14 protein-coding genes and 3 pseudogenes are annotated in these 16586 nt (G+C 59.7%); 12 read left to right on the forward strand and 5 right to left on the reverse strand.

Going from position 1 to position 16586, the window contains the following annotated elements; genetic code table 11:
* Nucleotides 1-237: 237 nt before the first annotated feature.
* The 3 genes and pseudogenes from GE543_RS27925 to GE543_RS15100 form a co-directional block, all read left to right on the forward strand.
* Nucleotides 238-408, forward strand: a pseudogene (locus tag GE543_RS27925) (HAMP domain-containing protein); the annotation flags it as partial.
* Between the two features lie 96 nt (nucleotides 409-504).
* A complete protein-coding gene (locus tag GE543_RS27930; RefSeq protein WP_370661141.1) occupies nucleotides 505-1263 on the forward strand; it encodes a methyl-accepting chemotaxis protein in 759 nt (252 codons plus the stop codon).
* Nucleotides 1264-1281: 18 nt separating this feature from the next.
* Nucleotides 1282-2202, forward strand: a complete 921-nt coding sequence (locus tag GE543_RS15100) for a substrate-binding domain-containing protein (RefSeq protein WP_024660336.1) — start codon at nucleotides 1282-1284, stop codon at nucleotides 2200-2202.
* 97 nt (nucleotides 2203-2299) lie between these two features.
* Here GE543_RS15100 and GE543_RS15105 read toward each other — a convergent pair whose 3' ends face one another.
* Complete coding sequence (locus GE543_RS15105; protein WP_371927170.1) at nucleotides 2300-3244, reverse strand: DNA/RNA non-specific endonuclease; 945 nt, start codon at nucleotides 3242-3244, stop codon at nucleotides 2300-2302.
* Nucleotides 3245-3448: 204 nt separating this feature from the next.
* Here GE543_RS15105 and GE543_RS27935 point away from each other — a divergent pair.
* The 3 genes and pseudogenes from GE543_RS27935 to GE543_RS15115 all read left to right on the forward strand — a co-directional run.
* Nucleotides 3449-4204, forward strand: a pseudogene (locus tag GE543_RS27935) (MCP four helix bundle domain-containing protein); the annotation flags it as partial.
* A gap of 132 nt (nucleotides 4205-4336) precedes the next feature.
* Entirely contained in the window at nucleotides 4337-5062 is a 726-nt protein-coding gene (locus GE543_RS27940; RefSeq protein ID WP_370683537.1) for a methyl-accepting chemotaxis protein, read from the forward strand.
* Between the two features lie 162 nt (nucleotides 5063-5224).
* Nucleotides 5225-7021 carry a methyl-accepting chemotaxis protein gene (locus GE543_RS15115; RefSeq protein ID WP_046235878.1) on the forward strand — a complete coding sequence of 599 codons (1797 nt, stop codon included), beginning with the start codon at nucleotides 5225-5227 and terminating at the stop codon, nucleotides 7019-7021.
* A 45-nt stretch (nucleotides 7022-7066) separates the two neighbouring features.
* Here the strand turns inward: GE543_RS15115 and GE543_RS15120 are convergent, their stop codons facing one another.
* Nucleotides 7067-7438, reverse strand: coding sequence for a PH domain-containing protein (locus GE543_RS15120; protein WP_004410746.1), 372 nt, complete (start codon nucleotides 7436-7438; stop codon nucleotides 7067-7069).
* Between the two features lie 205 nt (nucleotides 7439-7643).
* On the opposite strand from GE543_RS15120, the gene GE543_RS15125 reads away from it, so the two are divergent.
* Nucleotides 7644-7955 (forward strand): DUF6482 family protein, encoded by a 312-nt coding sequence (locus GE543_RS15125; protein WP_032698387.1) that lies wholly within the window; start codon nucleotides 7644-7646, stop codon nucleotides 7953-7955.
* A gap of 7 nt (nucleotides 7956-7962) precedes the next feature.
* Here GE543_RS15125 and GE543_RS15130 read toward each other — a convergent pair whose 3' ends face one another.
* The 3 genes from GE543_RS15130 to GE543_RS15140 all read right to left on the reverse strand — a co-directional run bounded on the left by GE543_RS15130 (nucleotide 7963) and on the right by GE543_RS15140 (nucleotide 11402).
* Complete coding sequence (locus tag GE543_RS15130) at nucleotides 7963-8364, reverse strand: RidA family protein (protein ID WP_153221774.1); 402 nt, start codon at nucleotides 8362-8364, stop codon at nucleotides 7963-7965.
* A 63-nt stretch (nucleotides 8365-8427) separates the two neighbouring features.
* The gene (locus GE543_RS15135; RefSeq protein WP_153221775.1) at nucleotides 8428-10404 is read right to left on the reverse strand and encodes a DNA topoisomerase III; all 1977 of its coding nucleotides are present in this window, start codon (nucleotides 10402-10404) and stop codon (nucleotides 8428-8430) included.
* Nucleotides 10405-10574: 170 nt separating this feature from the next.
* Nucleotides 10575-11402, reverse strand: a complete 828-nt coding sequence (locus GE543_RS15140) for an HDOD domain-containing protein (protein WP_178118617.1) — start codon at nucleotides 11400-11402, stop codon at nucleotides 10575-10577.
* Between the two features lie 333 nt (nucleotides 11403-11735).
* Between GE543_RS15140 and GE543_RS27945 the strand changes: the two are divergent.
* The 5 genes and pseudogenes from GE543_RS27945 to phnE form a co-directional block, all read left to right on the forward strand.
* Nucleotides 11736-12767, forward strand: a pseudogene (locus GE543_RS27945) (cache domain-containing protein); the annotation flags it as partial.
* A gap of 93 nt (nucleotides 12768-12860) precedes the next feature.
* Nucleotides 12861-13625, forward strand: a complete 765-nt coding sequence (locus tag GE543_RS27950) for a methyl-accepting chemotaxis protein (RefSeq protein ID WP_371927172.1) — start codon at nucleotides 12861-12863, stop codon at nucleotides 13623-13625.
* Between the two features lie 238 nt (nucleotides 13626-13863).
* Complete coding sequence (gene phnC / locus GE543_RS15150; protein WP_004410760.1) at nucleotides 13864-14697, forward strand: phosphonate ABC transporter ATP-binding protein; 834 nt, start codon at nucleotides 13864-13866, stop codon at nucleotides 14695-14697.
* A gap of 44 nt (nucleotides 14698-14741) precedes the next feature.
* Nucleotides 14742-15752: a phosphonate ABC transporter substrate-binding protein gene (gene phnD, locus GE543_RS15155; RefSeq protein ID WP_003396071.1), complete on the forward strand. Its 1011-nt coding sequence runs from the start codon at nucleotides 14742-14744 to the stop codon at nucleotides 15750-15752.
* 28 nt (nucleotides 15753-15780) lie between these two features.
* Complete coding sequence (gene phnE / locus GE543_RS15160; RefSeq protein WP_003403611.1) at nucleotides 15781-16569, forward strand: phosphonate ABC transporter, permease protein PhnE; 789 nt, start codon at nucleotides 15781-15783, stop codon at nucleotides 16567-16569.
* The last annotated feature ends 17 nt before the right edge of the window (nucleotides 16570-16586 follow it).

Genomic DNA, 16586 nt, shown 5'->3' on the forward strand with positions numbered 1-16586 from the left:
CTTAACGATCTGACCGGCAGCGACGGCGTTTATCAGGCCTACAGGCAGGAAGCGGCACTCGCCGAGCAGGTCGACAAACAGCGCCAGGCAGCGGAAACCCGTCTTCAGGCAACGCTGGGCAAGATTGGCGAGTTCGGCAATCAGTCACTGGCGGTGGCCAACGAGGCCAAGGCCGGGGCGGACTCGACCATTGCCACAAGCCTCAGCCTGTTGCTGATCGCCTGCCTGCTGGCCGTCATGGCGGCAGCGATCATCGGCACATGGGTCGCCTTCAGCCTGCGTCGCCCTCTGGCTGCGTTTCGCGAGGTTTTGAAGACGCTCACCAGTGGCGACATGCGGGTACGTTTCGACGTCAGCCGCCGCGATGAGTTTGGTGAGCTGGGTGGTTATCTCAATGAATTCACCCAGTCGTTGCAACAGACGTTTCGCCAGCTGATCGGGTCGGCCGATGCCCTGGCGCTGACCGCCAGCCAGAACGCGCAGATCAGTGAGCAGACTACCCGCGTGGTCGACGAGCAGAAGGATCGTCTCAACTCTGCCGCGTCAGCCATGAATGAAATGGAAAGCACGGTCGAGGAAGTCGCCCGTCGAGCTCAGGACACACGCGGCGCGGTGGACAGCACCAGTGAGCTGACCGGGAAAGTGCAAAAGCGCGTGGCTGAAACCATCGTCAACATTCGCCAGCAGGCTGAACAGGTCAACAAGGCATCTGCGGTGACCGACGAGTTACAGAAATACGGGCAGAACATCGACGGCATCGTCGACGCCATTCGCACCATTGCCGAACAGACCAACCTGCTGGCGCTCAACGCCGCCATCGAAGCGGCGCGGGCTGGCGAGCAGGGCAGGGGGTTTGCGGTGGTGGCCGATGAGGTGCGCTCGCTGGCCAGTCGAACTCAGACCTCCACCAGCGAAATCCAGGAAATGATCGGCCAGATGCAGAGCAAGATCCATTCGGCGGTAGAGGTGATGAACGAAAGCCAGATCCAGTCCGACCATTGCGTGACACTGGCCTCCGGCGCTGATCAATTGCTGGTGGAAATGGGCGAGGCGGTGGATGTGATTCGCGACATGAACATTCAGATCGCTGCGGCCACCGAACAGCAAAGCGCGACCGTGCAGGAGACCAGTCGCATGGTCACGCACATCAACGATTCCGCCCAGCAGGCCGCCGACGGTGCCGAGCAATCGGCAATCAGCAGTCAGGACCTGTCGAAAATGGCCAGGGATCAGCGCGAGCTGCTCCATCATTTCAGCGTTTAACGCCCCGGGAGTCAGAACATGAAACAGTGGTTATCGATTTCCCTGAGTGCGAGCCTGCTGTTCGCTGGCCTGGCGCAGGCTGCCACGCCGCTGATCGGTGTAGGCATGGCCAAATACAACGACAACTTCCAGACCATCCTGCGCCACGGCGTGGAAAAACAGGTAGCGCTGCTGGACGCCGACATTTTCATGGAAAACGGCCAGGACGACGTGGAACTGCAGATGCGGCAGTTTCGCAATCTGGTGAACTCGAAAGTCGATGCCATCGTTGTCGCCATGGTGAGTGGCAAAAGTGCGCCGGAAATGATGCGTCTGGCCAACGAGGCCAAGGTTCCGCTGGTATTCGTCAACCGCAATCCGGAGCCTGCCAAGTGGCCTGCGCTGACGGCGTTCGTCGGCTCTGACGAACTGGAGTCCGGCACATTGCAGATGGAAGAGCTGGCCCGCCGCGCCAATTACAAGGGCAATGTGGTGATTCTGGTCGGCGACCCGAGCAACAAATCATCGGTCATGCGCACCGAGGACGTGGAGAAGGTGGTCGCCAAGTACCCGGACATGAAGGTTGTGCAGAAGAAAATCGGCAACTGGGAGCGCAGTCAGGCTGCGACCATCGTGATTGAATGGGTCAAGCAGGGCGTGGACTTCTCCATCATCGCTGCCAACAATGACGAAATGGCCATTGGGGCAATCATGGGGCTGGAAAAAACCGGCAAAAAGGCGGGTGATTATCTGGTGGGCGGGATCGATGGCACCCCGGATGGTTTGAAGCTGATGGCCGAAGGCAAGATGGCGGTGAGCGTGTTCCAGGATGCGCTCGGGCAGGCCAACGGCGCAGTGGATGCCGCGATGCGCATGGCGCGCGGCGAAACCCTGGCGTCGCCGGTCATCTGGGTGCCGTTCAAGCTCATTACTCCGGAAAACCGTCAGCAGTTCGAGTAGTGCTCAGGTTACAAACGTGTGGCGCTGGGCGTCACACGTTTGTGTCCTTGCTGCACGCTCGGGATCGAACGTGGAGTAGGCCGCGCTGACCGGCAGGTCAGACCCGAATATCCTGCGGTCCGCGGATCTGGGCTTCGATGCGTGTGCCAGTCAGGCGCTCTTCGTTGGAGAACCCGTCGTAGCTGGACAGGTCGCCAAAGCGGATGCCGGTGAGTTGCTCGATCTGCGCGACGCTGCGTTGCCAGGTTTTGAGCGGGCCGAACATGATGTCCAGCTTACCCAGCTCGCGGGTCTGGTCGATCATGTAGGCGCTGGCCGAAGGCTTGCCGTCATCACCGAGAAACGCCACGACCTTCCAGAATGCTGAAGGGATTTTGACATTGCGGTAGCTGCGGTCGTCGTCGCGCAGCACCGGGCCGGTGAACACCGTTACCCGTGATTTCCAGCGTCGTGTGTTCTCGAGAATGTAGTCCTCGAGTTCCAGCCAGGTCTTCTGGTTGAACGCACCCATCTGCGGCGAGCAGTTGGTGAAGTGGAAGGTGTCACTGTTGGCGACTTCGGCTTCCTTGCCCCAGTTAGGGTCCTGACGCCGAACCAGATGGCCGCGATCCAGCAGATTGTCGGCGTACACGCTTTCGCCAATCTGCGCTTCGGCGGGCAGGCGGCCGTCAAATGCCCAGGAATCCTTGCTGCGTTTGACCTCTACGCTATTGGCACCATCAATGTTGACGCCGACATACAGCGCCAGACGCCGACTGCGCGACATGGTGATGGAAAAGTGCGTGTAATCGAGACGATCCCCCGTGTTCTTCAAAGGATAGACATCAGGCGCAAGCTCCTCGTCGGCAGTCGGCCAGGGCACGATGAGATCACCGAGGAAGTTCTCGGCATAGCCGGTGCGTTTTTTCAAGTCGCTTGCTGGTGTGGTGCGTCCTGCGGCCAGCGCCTGTGGTTCGAGTAAGGGTGTAGTCGACATCAGTGGTTTGAGGTCGGCAAGGCGGGGCCGGTAGGCGAGATCGATGGCGAACTTCTTGTCAGGCACAGTGCTTGCTCCTGTGGGGATTGAATGTCTTTAGTTCACCATAGACGCGTTACAGAGCGGCGTCAGGCCGGGCGTTCGACATGATCGACTGACGATTCGGCAAAATCGGTTAAATAGGCTTAAGTATCTGGCAACGTGCGTCGATAAGCTGTAGATAAGAGCAATCCGCAGCTCGCGTTATTTCATTGGCCGGAGGGCTACAGGATGTCGATAAAACTACGTCTGTTCTTGCTGATAGGCACCAGTGTGCTGACCGTCATGATCATCAGCCTGGTCAACTACCTGGGTAATACGCGCATGGAGGCGGCGATGCTCGACAGTGAAGTCAGCATGGCTGCGCTGGGCAATCACCTGCAAGCCGACATGATGCACGACGCGCTGCGCGCCGATGTGCTGTCAGCGATGCTGTTTGGTCTGGGCAGGAGCAACAGTTCGCGTGATGAAGTGCAGGCATCCCTCAAAGAGCATGCCGCACTGTTTCGCAAGGTCGTGAGCGATAACCTGCAACTGCCGCTCACCGAAGCCATCAAGGCAGAGCTGAGCAGGATCAAGCCGAGCCTCGACGCCTATATCAGCGCAGGCGAGCGGATTGTCGGGCTGGCCATCGACAGTCCGGACCGCGCGCAGCAAGAGCTGGGCACATTTTCCAGTGCCTTCACGCAACTGGAGGGGCAGATGTCGAGCTTGAGTGACCTGATCGAGGACAACTCCAAAGCCAGCGGCGAACGCACCCGTCAGACCACGCGAAGTGCCAATGTCACCTTGGCGGTCGTGCTTTCGATCAGTATTTTGCTGCTGCTGATCCAGGGGCATTGGGTGACGCGCAGCATCATGATCCCGCTCGCGTCCGCCAGCCGTATTGCCGACAGTATTGCCCATGGCAACCTGCGCGAACCTATCGCCGAGTCCCGCGGCCGTGACGAAGCCAGCATGCTCATTCGCAGCCTGGCGATCATGCAGCGTGACCTGCGCAGCATGATCGAAGTGGTGCGCAGCAATGCCAATGACGTCAGTGGCATGAGTCGTCAGCTCAGCAGTGGTTGCCATGAGGTGGCCGACAGCAGCCGGCAGCAGAGTTCGGCAGCCGGCACCATGTCGGCGGCGACCAGCGAGATGACCGCAAGCATTGAAGAAATCACCCGGCATGCCGGGCAGGCCCTGGAAATGGCCAGTCAGGCCGAATCCCTGGCCAAGAACGGCGGCCGGGTGATTCATCAGGTGGTCAGTGACATGGACAGCATTGCCCGCTCGGCGCAGCAGTCGGCTCAGGTGATCCGCACGCTGGACAAGGATTCGGAAGGCATCTTCAATATTATTCAGGTCATCAAGGGCATTGCCGACCAGACCAACCTGCTGGCGCTCAACGCGGCCATCGAAGCCGCCCGCGCTGGCGAGCAGGGCCGTGGTTTTGCCGTGGTGGCCGACGAGGTGCGCAGCCTGGCAGGGCGCACCAGTGCTTCCACTCAGGAAATCACCACCATGGTTGCGCGCATTCAGCAGAGCACCCGCGAAGCGGTTACCAGCATGGAGGCCGGTGTGGCCCAGGTCGACAAGGGCATGGCGGTGACCGCCGAAGTGGAACGTGCGATCAGCGATATCCTGGATGCCACGCTGAGCACCACGCAACTGGTCAACGACATCACCCGCACCATTGGCGAGCAAAGCCTGGCCAGTAATGAAATCGCTCATCAGGTTGAAATGATTGCCAGCATGTCCGAGGGCAATAGCCGGGTTATCGGCCAGACCGCCAGTACTACTGATGAACTGTCGGTAATGGCCGGGCAGCTTTCACAATCGGTCGATCGCTTTCAGCTGTGATATCAAATTGCCCAACTCTGCAGTACTCTGCGGCGCGAAAAGCGCCGTGAGCTGCGTGGCCGAAATTTTTCCGCCTCTGCTGAAGGCGAACGCATTAAAGCTTTGGTAGCGAGAGACGTTAACCATCGCACCAGAACCACCCTTGTACCCAGGAGCAGCAAAATGCAGACGTTAAAGGCTTTGTACGAGTCAGTTGAAAGGCAGTTTTTCAACACGCTGACCAAGAAGCTATCAAGCCTTTTCCTGCTGGTCCTGGTCAGCGCCTTGCTGTATTGGGTAGCGTTGAACATTCGTTCCGACATCATGCTGCAATTGCGCGGCACGCAAACGGACCCCGCCGCGCTGGGCGTGATTCAGAGTCAGCTGGATCTGCTGAGCAATGCGATTCTGCTGAGCACGCTGTTCACGCTGGTCATGGTCAGCTTCATGGTCTGGTATTTCCGCCACCTGATCGTGCGTCCGGTGATGTCCATGACTCGCGCGCTCGAAGAAGTCGCCAGTGGCGAAGGTGATCTGTCGAGGGATCTGCCGCTGCTCACCCATGACGAGATCCGCGGGCTGGCCAGTACCTGCAATCTCTTTCTGGCCAAACAGCGCGAGATCATCAGCAGCATTCAGGGGCTGACTGTACAGATCGCCGTCGAGTCGGCGCGTTCGCTGAAGAACATCAGTGATTCCAGCGACAGCGCGACCGATCAGGCCCGCTTCGCCAGAGAAGTGATGGACCAGAGCAACATGGCAGTGGGCAGCATCGAGGATGTCTCGCAGCAGACTCAGGGCATTTCCAGCACCACCGCGCAGAACCTGAGCATGGCGCGCGACTCTTACGCCGAATTGCTGGAAGTGACTGGAAACATCAGCCAGATATCCAGCAGCCTGAATGAGTTCGGCGGGCTGGTCTCCGGCTTGAATGAACGTTCATCAAGCATCAAGTCGATTGTCGGGCTGATTCAGCAGATTTCTTCGCAAACCAACCTGCTGGCGCTCAATGCGGCCATCGAAGCGGCGCGGGCGGGGGAGAGTGGTCGAGGTTTTGCGGTGGTGGCTGACGAGGTGCGCACGCTGGCGCAAAACGTCAGTAAAGCCACTGACGACATCTCGCGCAACATCGACGCCATGCTTCAGGAAGTCAGCTCTACACACGAACAGACCATCCAGATCAGCCACAGCGCCCGCGAAACCCAGCTGGTGGTAGAGCGTGCGTCCGGCCATTTCGAAAGCATGATCGGCGATTTCGAGTCGACCAACGACAAGCTCGCCGACATCGCTGCGCACATTCAGCAGTTCGCCTCTACAAACACAGGGATCAATGAGCGGGTAACGCGGATCTATTCCGATAGCCAGGCCATCGACCAGCGCATGCAGCACTCCGCGACGGCCACCCGGGATCTGTCCAGTGTGGCCGAGCAGGTGCAGGCGCTGCTGGGGCGATTCGTGCTTGGGCATGGCGAGCTGGATGCGGCGATCACTCGCGCCAGCCAGTGCCGTGACATTCTGCAAGCACGCCTGGCCGAGCTGCACAAGCAGGGCGTCAATCTGTTCGATCAGAGTTACAAGCTGATTCCGGGCACAGATCCCAAACAATACACGACCGGTTACACCGAGCGTTTTGCGCAAATCTGCCAGGAAGAATGTGACAAGCTGACCAAGGGTACACGCGGCGGCAAGGTCACCTTCATCGTCGACAGCAAGGGCTATTGCCCGGTCAATAACAGCTGGGTATCGCAAAAACCTACCGGCAATCGCGAAGTCGACCTGCCAGTGTGCCGCAACAAACGCATGTTCTCCGACCCGATCGGCCTGCGCGCTGCAGGCAACAAGCAGCGTTTTCTGTTGCAGACTTACCTGCGTGATACCGGCGAAATCATGACCGAAATCGATGTGCCGTTCTTCTTTGAAGGGCGCCACTGGGGCAACTTGCGCATGGGCTTCGATGCAGCGCTGCTGCTGGGCAAGTGACTGAATATGCCAGGGCCTGCGCCATGCGCAGGCTGATGGCGCTTTTCAGCCCAGCAGATGTTGGGAGATGTACCTGGATATCTGGACGATAGAGGTCTTGCCGGTGAATTCGAATTTCACCTTGCCGACCGCCGAAAAGTAGATTTCCAGTTCAGAGTCCAGATCGAAGGTGCCCGAGGTCTCGACCGACCAGGCCACGATGTTCTTGTACGGCAGGGAAGTGAAGTCCTTCTTGCTGCCTGTCAGGCCCTGGACATTGACCGCGATGATGCGCTTGGTCGTGAACACTACGCCATCGCGCATGGACTTATAAGCATCGATAACCTCTTCGCCGTCGAGCAGCAGGTCCTTGACCCGGTCCGCGTATTCGTCATTCTGCTTGAGTTTGAAGAAGCCCTTGTTGTTGAAGTCGATCATCTGTCTATCCTTGAACATCTGTTCGGGGGGGTACGCGACGTGCGCAGCCGGGTGTCCGAAGCCGTCGCAGAATAACATCGCTCAACCTGTCTCATGTATTTGCGACATGGATATTCAGGCTGGCGGTGCCCCAAACGACTGAACGTTTGCGCCAATAAAAGCTCCATTTTCAAGCGGCGCTGATTTCCAGAACGCCACCGGAGGTGTGACTTTGAACATTCAAGACCTGACCAAGCATGTAAAGGATCAAACGGTTCGTGAACTCGATCTGATCTCCATGGAAGGCGGTTCCTACGTGCTGCACGCAAAGCTCGACGGCAAGTCTGTGCCGGTGGAAGATTCGGGCGGGAAAACCCTGCACGTTGCCTCGGTGGAAGAAGCGCGCAAGGTGCTGTCTTCGGTGTCTGACGTAAAGTTGTTCATGACCCAGGCCGTGGCGCATGACGAAATGGTCGGTCTGGACGATGTCCGGGCCCAGTCTTCGCGGCACGAGATACCCTTGCGCTCCAGCCTGTGATTGCCGATCAGGCGTTGTGGCGCCTGACCGCGACGCACTTGATTTCGAGCAACAATCCGGGGTGCGCCAGCTCGGCGACGCCGATGCAGGTCCAGGCACATTGGCCACGCGGGAAAATGCGGTTCTTCACGTCACGAAACACCGCCATGTGCTCGCTCATGGCGACGTGATAAGTGGTCATGTCGACGATATCGTCGAAGGTGCAGCCGCCCTCGGCGAGTACCGTGCGCAGATTCTCCCAGCAGGCGATGAATTGCGCCTCGGGGTTGAGGATGACCTCCATATCCCGTGTACGTCCCACCTGGCCCGCGCAGTACAGGGTATCCCCAACCCTGACCGCAGGTGCATAGCCTGCACGGTCCATGATCGACTGCATGGTGGGCGGAATGATGAGCTCTCGGTCTGACATGTTGTAACACCTGTTCGTAACGCTTGAATGTGCAATGGCTGATCTGGCTATCGCTGTTGCGGCCTACGCCTTGGCGGCCGGTCTGGCAGCACGCCGCGGCTTTTTCGCCGCAGTGTCCGCTGTGGCGGCGGAGGTCTTGGCGACGCGCTTTGTGGTCTTGCGTTTTTTCTTCCAGGGCGGCGCAACGCCTGCCGGGCTGGCCGGCCCGCTGATGCTCATACGCATGCCGACGCAACGGCTGACCTGTTTGCTCATCCACGCCGCCTGTTTGGCAACGAACTCTTCGAGGCTCATTTCGCCGCTCTGGACCATGTCCAGCGCCTGCTCCCAGATGGCGGTGGTGCCCGGGTCAGCGATGGCACGCGGCACCGCGTCGATCAGGCTGAAGGCTGCCGGTGCTGCGCACAGCGATTTACCCTGCTTGGTCAGGTAGCCACGGTCCAGCAGGCCTTGAATGATCCCGGCGCGGGTGGCTTCGGTGCCGATGCCGGTGGTGTCCTTGAGCTTCTGTTTGAGCAGCGGGTCTTCCACCAGTTTGGCGACGTTCTTCATCGCCTTGATCAGGTCTCCCTCGGTGAACGGTTTCGGCGGCTGGGTCCAGAGGTCCTTGAGGATGACCTCGGCGATTGCACACTCGCAGCCCTGAAACAATGCCGGCAACGGCTGCGGTGCAGGCGCTTCACGACCCTTGGCCGGGGCCAGCGCTTCGGGCATCGCACGCTTCCAGCCAGGCTCGACAATCTGCTTGCCCACCGCACGCAGCGCGTGGCCCGCACAGTCGAAGTCAGCCTGGGTGCGGTCGTATTCATGGTTGGGCAGAAACTGGGCCAGGTAACGCGCCCTGATCAGGGTGTACACCGCTCGCGGTTTACCGGTCAGACGCTCTACGCCGCGCACCGCCGCCGTGGGAATGATGCCGTGGTGGGCCGTCACTTTGCTGTCATTCCAGGCGCGCGACCGACGTTGTGGATCGAGGTGCGGCGACAGGCCTGCCAGCGCAGGGTCGGCCTTGCACAGCGCCGCGATGATACCTGCCGCTTCACCGTGCTGACTGTTCGGCAGGTACCCGCAATCGCTGCGTGGGTAGGTGATGACCTTGTGGGTTTCGTACAGGGACTGGGCGATGTCGAGGGTTTCCTGCGCGCCGAGCCCGAGCTTCTTCGAACAGATTTCCTGCAGGGTACCCAGGTCGAACGGCAAGGGCGCGGCTTCGCGAATGCGCTCGGTGCGCAGCTTGACCAGTCGTGCGCTGGCTGCGGCGCGCATGTCGTGCGCAGCCTGTTGCGCCAGCGCCTGGTTCAGGCAGCGATCCTGATCGTCGCAGGCATCCGATGGTGCGCGCCACTGGGCAATGAAGGCCTGATTGTCATGCAGCAGCCTGACGTCAATCGCCCAGTAGGGCGCCGGGACGAAGTTGGCGATGCTGCGATCACGGTCTACCACCAGTCGCAGGGTCGGGGTTTGTACCCGGCCCACCGGCAACACGCCCTGATAACCGGATTGTCGACCCAGCAGCGTGAACAGACGGCTCATGTTCATGCCGATCAGCCAGTCGGCGCGTGATCGGCCCAGTGCCGAGTGATACAGGCTGAACGTGTCGGCACCGGGCTTGAGCGCCGCCAGCGCCTTGCGAATCGAGGCGTCATCCAGTGCCGACAGCCACAGACGCTGAATCGGCCCGCGATAGCGACAGTGCTCGATCAGTTCGCGGGCGATCATTTCGCCCTCACGGTCGGCGTCGGTGGCGATCACCAGTTCCCGGGCTTCACCCAGCAGCCGTTTGACTGCCTTGAACTGGCTGGCGGTTCTGGGCTTGACCAGCATCTTCCATTTTTCCGGCACGATGGGCAGGTCTGCCAGCACCCAGCGTTTGTAGCGTGCATCGTAGGCATCGGGCGGGGCGGTTTCCAGCAGGTGGCCGATGCACCAGGTCACCGTCGCATTGGCACCCACCCAGCAGCCGTCGCCACGCCGGTTTGCGCCGAGCGCAGCCGCAATGTCTTTGGCCTGGGAAGGTTTTTCGCAGAGAAACAGCCGCATGACTACCGTCGTCGATTACCGGTGCAAGGGCTGCAAGGATGAACGTTGAATGCGTAGCGGGCAAGTTTTATCTGTATGGATATACAGATAAATGCACTGTGCGGCCTCAGCAATGGACCGCTCGACGCCATGCCCGCATGCGCGGTTCAGCCTGTAGAGTTGCCGGTGGCTCAGCTCAACAATTCGGAAAACGCCTTGTCGGCTTCCAGCACCGCTGGCAACCCGGCAAACAGCGCGTCCAGATCGATGCCTTCCATCAGCGGCCCGCCTGACGCCTGCTGCGCCTGAGGTGTCGCGCCGCCATGCGCCTCCAGCGCGTCCGAAATGGTGATGGCCTGGGCGACGATCCTCGGTAAAGACGCGTCCTTCGGTGCGTTCAGCGGAGTCGCCTGATAGGCGATAGCGTCGCGAATGATCTGGGGCAGATGCCAGCGACTGGCCAGTTCTGCGCCGACTTCCGGGTAGCTGAAACCCAGTTGCAGGGTTTCGCTGGCTGCACGCCCTGGCGTCCCGGCTTTGGCGGCGTTGTTCAGGCGCTCGGCGACATCGGGCGCGCCGGTCTGGATCAGCAACTCACCGATGTTATGCATGACCCCGCAGGTAAAGGCGATTTCAGGGTCGGCACCGGTCTGTTTCGCCAGCATCCGGCAGATCCCTGCCACCTGAAAGCTTTTCAGCCAGAACCCCTTGAGATCAAAACTCGGCCCGGCCTTGAAGGCACCGGTCACTGCCGAGGCCATGACCAGCGTGCGCAGTGTATTGAAACCCAGGCGCATGGCCGCGTCTTCGATGCTCGAGGATTCCCTCGAACCACGAAATCGCGCCGAGTTGGCCAAGCGCAATACCTTGGCCGCAATCACCGGGTCTTTTTCTATATTGCGGGCAATGCTTTCCAGGTTGGAAGCGGGATTGTCAAATTGCAGCATCAAGTCCTGAGCCACTTTGGGAATACTCGGGAGGCTATGCAAACCGTCAAAAAGTTGCTCGATACTGGGCATGGCGAGGCCATCCTGTGCAGGGCGGGGGATGATTTCAACCATAGCCAGTTTTTCCTGTTCTGCACGCTTGAGTGTCGATTGTGGGAAGGACGTCTCGACCTGCGACGAAAAAAATAATCAAGGACTCGCGGATTGCGCCGATATGGCGATACAAGCGTCTCTGTAAGGTTTCGATACTCGGATCTGCCTGGTGATTGACGCCGCGGCAGGTGTATCGGCTCCGGTTGCTGAACGGCCTGTGGGTTGTAACGTGAAATAGACGGCACCGTTGTGAAGTTTGATTGGCGATCCAGAGATCGTCCTTATTGGTTTTTTGCCGTGGAAGTATCCGCTATGAAGAGTCTGGGGTTCAGCAAGAAAATCCTTCTTGCCGCTGCATTGATTGTGGTTGTTGCGTTCAGCGTGTTCATTGTCGTCAATGACTATCGCCAGCGTCAGTCGCTCAAATCCAGCGTCAAGTCCGAGTTGCAACAACTGGGTACGCTCACCACGCAGAATATTCAGACCTGGCTGGAAAGCCGCATGCAATTGCTGCAGTCGATGTCGCAGCAAATCGCCGCGGATGGCAAGGAACTGCCACAGTTGCAGCGCGCCATTGGCCTGCCTGCCTACACCGACAGTTTTCAGCTGAGCTACTTTGGCAGCACCGACGGCGTGATGTTTTCGGTGCCGTCGGCCAATCGCCCCGCTGACTACGACCCGCGTGCGCGTGGCTGGTACAAGGCGGCACAGAATGCGCCCGGCACCATTGTGACCGAACCCTACATTGCGGCATCTTCCGGCAAGCTGGTCATGACCATGGCCACACCGGTCAAATTTCAGAATCAGTTCGTGGGCGTGGCCGGTGCTGATATCGCTCTGGACAACGTCACCAAGATCATCAACTCGCTGAACTTCGATGGCCATGGTTATGCATTTCTGGTCAGTGCCGACGGCAAGATTCTGGTGCACCCGGACAGCAAACTGGTGCTCAAGAACATCAGCGAAGCCTACCCGACCAATACGCCGAAAATTACCACCGGTGTGACTGAAATCGACTCCGGTAAGAAGCCGGAGATCATTTCCTTCACGCCTGTTCAAGGTGTTTCGACGGCCAACTGGTACGTGGCACTGGTGCTCGAGCAGGATTCCGCTTACGCCATGTTGGCCGAGTTCCGTGCCTCGGCCATCACGGCGATGGTGGTTGTGGTGGTGGTGATCATCCTGCTGCTGGGTCTGTTGATTCGAGTGTTGATGCAACCCCTGCATCAGATGGGCCGTGCGATGCGTGATATCGCTGACGGCGAGGGCGATCTGACCAAGCGTCTGGCCATCACTACGCAGGATGAATTCGGTGAACTGGCCGAATCGTTCAACCGTTTCGTCGAGCGTATTCACACCTCGATCCGTGAAGTGGCTTCGACTGCCGCGCAATTGGGCGAGGTTGCCACCCGGGTGGTCAAGGTCTCCAACGCGTCGATGGGCAACTCCGACCAGCAGTCCCACCGTACCGAAAGCGTGGCGGCGGCGATCAACGAATTGGGCGCCGCAGCCCAGGAAATCGCCCAGAATGCGGCACGCACCTCGCAGCAGTCGAGCGATGCGAGCGGCCTGGCCAGCGACGGTCAAAATGTCGTGCAGCAGACCATCAAGGCGATGAACGAGCTGTCCGGGAAGATCAGCGAGTCGTGCGTGAACATCGAAAGCCTGAATGGCAAGACCGCCAACATCGGGCAGATTCTCGAAGTAATCACCAGCATTTCCCAGCAAACCAACCTGCTGGCGCTCAACGCGGCCATCGAAGCGGCGCGTGCCGGTGAAGCAGGGCGCGGGTTCGCGGTAGTGGCCGACGAAGTACGCAATCTGGCGCACCGCACTCAGGATTCTGCCCAGCAAGTGCAGACCATGATTGAAGAGCTGCAGGTCGGCGCGCGCGACGCAGTGACCAACATGACTGAAAGCCAGCGTCAGAGCGAGGACAGCGTCGGCATCGCCAACCTGGCCGGCGAGCGTCTGAGCAGCGTGACCCGCCGCATCGAAGAGATCAACGGCATGAACCAGTCGGTCGCGGCGGCAACCGAGGAGCAGACCTCGGTGGTCGAGTCGATCAATGTCGACATCACTCACATCAACACCCTCAACCAGTTGGGCGTCGACAACCTGCGCCAGACCCTGGATGCCTGCAACTCGCTGGAAGAGCAGGCTGCGCGTCTGCAGCAACTGGTGGGCAGCTTCCGGATCTGATCCGGCTGCATCTGCGCCGCTCTGCCGTACCGGGAGCGGCTGCCTGGTCGCCGTTCGTTCTCACGCTCCTGCGTGGCAATGCAGCGGATGACGGTCACCGCTGTCCGTTGCCACACGATTGGCGACAAACTGTTATCACTTGGTCACTCGCGGTTCATGAGGCTGCAACAACACAGGTTCAGTTTGGTTGACAACCAAATGCGACCTGTCCCGGGTCGTGCACAGACCGAGAAGCCTCATGAACGAAGCCATTCATGTACAAGGCCTGAACAAGACCTTTTCCCACAAAAGCGCGCTCATTGACCTTGCGTTGTCTATACAACCCGGTGAGATGGTCGCGCTGATTGGCGCTTCCGGTTCGGGCAAGTCAACGCTGCTTCGGCATCTCGCCGGCCTGGCGTGCTGCGATCGCAGCAATGGTGGTCAGGTTCAGGTGCTTGGGCGCGAGGTTCAGTCCTCCGGCCGCCTCAACAGCCAGGTGCGACGTCTGCGCGCCGATATCGGTTATATCTTCCAGCAATTCAATCTGGTCAACCGCCTCAGCGTGCTGGACAACGTCCTGCTCGGTTGTCTGGGGCGCATGCCACGCTGGCGCGGCAGTCTGGCGCTGTTCAATAACGAGGAAAAACAGCGTGCGATGGCCGCGCTGGAAAGGGTCGGGCTGGCGGACCTTGCCGCGCAACGGGCTTCGACCCTGTCCGGCGGTCAGCAGCAGCGGGTGGCGATAGCCCGTGCCTTGACCCAGCGCGCCGAAGTGATCCTCGCCGACGAACCGATTGCCTCGCTGGACCCGGAATCGGCCCGCCGTGTCATGGAAATCCTCGCCGACATCAACCGCCGCGACGGCAAGACGGTCGTGGTGACCCTGCATCAGGTTGATTATGCCGTGCGCTATTGCCCGCGTGCGGTGGCCCTCAAGGCAGGGCGCATTCATTTCGATGGCCAGGCCCAGGACCTCAGCAAACAGTTTCTCAACGACCTCTACGGTGCAGACGCGGACGCGAGTCTGATGATCACCGAACGAAGCCGGCGCGTGCGGCAAAAAGCCAGCCTGACGCTGGCCAAGGTCTGACGTCCTTTCAACATCCCCCACCTGACATTTTCCGGAGAGCCTGCATGTTCAAGCGTATCGGTCGTCTTCTCGCCTCTGCCGCCTTGCTGACTGCCTGCGCGTTGGGCACGGTCCAGGCCGCAGAAGAAAAAGCCATCAATTTCGGCATCATGTCCACCGAGTCTTCGCAAAACCTGAAAAGCATCTGGCAGCCGTTTCTCGATGACATGAGCCGCAAGACAGGTCTCAAGGTTAACGCCACCTTCGCCTCGGACTACGCCGGCCTGATTCAGGGCATGCGCTTCAACAAGGTGGACGTGGCCTGGCTGGGCAACAAGGCGGCGATGGAAGCGGTGGACCGCTCCAACGGCGAGATCTTTGCCCAGACCTCCGCCGCCAACGGTGACGCGGGCTACTGGAGCCTGCTGATCGTGCGCAAGGACAGCCCGATCAATAACGTCGAAGACATGCTCAAGAACGCCAAGAGCCTGACCTTCGGCAACGGTGACCCGAACTCCACTTCGGGCTATCTGGTGCCAGGTTATTACGTGTTTGCGAAAAACCATGTCGATGCGTCCACCGCCTTCAAGCGCACCTTGAACTCCAGTCATGAAGTCAACGCCCTCAGTGTTGCCAAGGGGCAGCTGGACGTTGCGACCTTCAATACCGAGAGCTGGGATCGCCTGGCCGTGACTCAGCCCGACAAGGTGGAGCAACTCAAGGTGATCTGGAAATCGCCGCTGATCCCGGCCGACCCGATTGTCTGGAGCAAGGCGCTGTCGGATCAGGACAAGGCAAAGATTCGTGAATTCTTCACCAGTTACGGCAATACCGATGAAGAGAAAACCGTGCTGAAGAACATGCAGATGGGCAAGTTTCTCAAGTCCAGCGATGACCAGTTGTTGCCCATTCGCCAACTCGAACTGTTCAAGCAGCGCACCGAAGTGGTGGCCAGCACCACGCTGGACGAGCAGGAGAAAGCCGCCCGCCTCAAGGATATCGATGCCAGCCTGAGCAAGTTGCAGGAGCGCATCACCGAGCTGAACCAGAAAACCGCAGGCAGCTCCGCAGGTTGAGCCAGCCGTTCACGATCAGGAGTTCGTCATGACCACTCATGTTGCCTACACCCAGGTTGCGGGCAAACCCAACTGGTCCCGTTATCTGGGCTGGGGCCTGTTGCTCGCCGCACTGGCCTGGGCCTGGCACGGCGCAGAAATGAACCCGATGGCACTGGTTCGCGACTCGTCGAACATGGCCACATTCGCCGCCGATTTCTTCCCGCCGGACTTCCGTGAGTGGCGCAGTTACCTCAAGGAAATGCTGGTGACTATCCAGATTGCTCTGTGGGGCACGGCGCTGGCGATTGTCTGCTCGATACCGCTGGGCATTCTGTGCGCCGAGAACATCACGCCGTGGTGGATTCACCTGCCGCTGCGGCGCTGCATGGACGCTTTTCGTTCGATCAACGAGATGGTGTTTGCGATGCTGTTCGTGGTCGCCGTCGGGCTGGGGCCGTTTGCCGGGGTGCTGGCGCTGTGGATCAGCACCACCGGGGTCCTCGCCAAACTGTTCGCCGAGGCTGTCGAAGCCATAGAGCCCGGACCGGTCGAAGGCGTGCGCGCCACCGGTGCCAGCGCCTTGCAGGAAGTCATCTACGGGGTCATTCCGCAGGTCATGCCGCTGTGGATCTCCTATGCTCTATACCGGTTCGAATCCAATGTGCGCTCGGCGACCGTGGTCGGGATGGTCGGCGCAGGGGGTATCGGGGTTATCCTCTGGGAAAACATTCGCGCCTTTGCGTTCGTCCAGACCAGCGCCGTGCTGCTGGTGATCATCGTTGTGGTAAGCGTCATCGACATCATGTCGCAGCGCCTGCGCAAGCAATTCATCTGACAGAAGAGGGGTGTTCA

The sequence above is a fragment of the Pseudomonas sp. SZ57 genome (genome assembly GCF_009495975.1).
GTDB classification, from domain to species: Bacteria; Pseudomonadota; Gammaproteobacteria; order Pseudomonadales; family Pseudomonadaceae; genus Aquipseudomonas; species Aquipseudomonas syringae.